At 46.9% G+C, this 928-nt stretch carries 1 protein-coding gene; it reads left to right on the forward strand.

All coding sequences use genetic code 11. The features are described from left to right. Position 1: 1 nt before the first annotated feature. Positions 2-928: 4-hydroxyphenylpyruvate dioxygenase (gene hppD, locus R7O13_RS24990; RefSeq protein WP_318304960.1), on the forward strand; the 927-nt coding region annotated here is incomplete at its 3' end.

Here is a 928-nt window from a genome sequence, read left to right on the forward strand (position 1 = left end):
CATGGTGGACACATACAACCCATTAGGTACAGACGGATTTGAGTTTGTTGAATACACAGCTGCTGACAGCAAAGGCATTGAACAACTAAAAGCGTTATTTACATCGCTAGGCTTTGCTGAAATAGCCAAACATCGTTCGAAAGAAGCATGGTTGTATCGACAAGGTGACATCAGCTTTATCGTGAACGCCCAGCCTCATAGCCAGGCGGAGGAGTTTGCTAAAGTTCACGGCCCATCTGTATGGGGTATGGCGTTTCGTGTGAAAGACGCGACGGTTGCGCTTGAACATGCTATTCAAAACGGCGGCACAGAGTACAAAACTGAAATTGGTCCGATGGAACTGAGTATCCCTGCCATTTACGGTATTGGTGAAAGCTTGCTTTATTTCGTTGATCGCTATGGCAAGCAGAGCATCTACGACGTCGATTTCCGTTTTTATGATGATGCAGACGATCGCTTAGCAAAATCAGACGTTGGCTTGTACGAGATAGACCATCTCACGCACAACGTTAAGCAAGGTAATATGGATGTATGGTCTGGTTTTTATGAGCGCATCGGGAACTTCCGAGAAATTCGATACTTCGATATCGAAGGTAAACTGACCGGCCTTGTCAGCCGCGCAATGACGGCGCCGTGTGGCAAAATCCGCATTCCAATCAATGAATCCTCGGATGACAAATCGCAGATTGAAGAGTTTATCCGCGAATACAACGGGGAAGGTATTCAGCATATCGCACTGACAACGGATGACATCTATCAAACGGTGCAAACGTTGCGTGACCGCGGTATGGACTTTATGCCAACGCCAGACACCTACTACGAGAAAGTCGATGAGCGCGTTGAAGGCCATACTGAAGATGTCAGTAAACTTCGTGATTTGCAGATCTTGATTGATGGCGCGCCAATGAAAGACGGAATCTTGCTGCAA

The sequence above is a fragment of the Vibrio sp. Y176 genome, assembly GCF_033438945.1.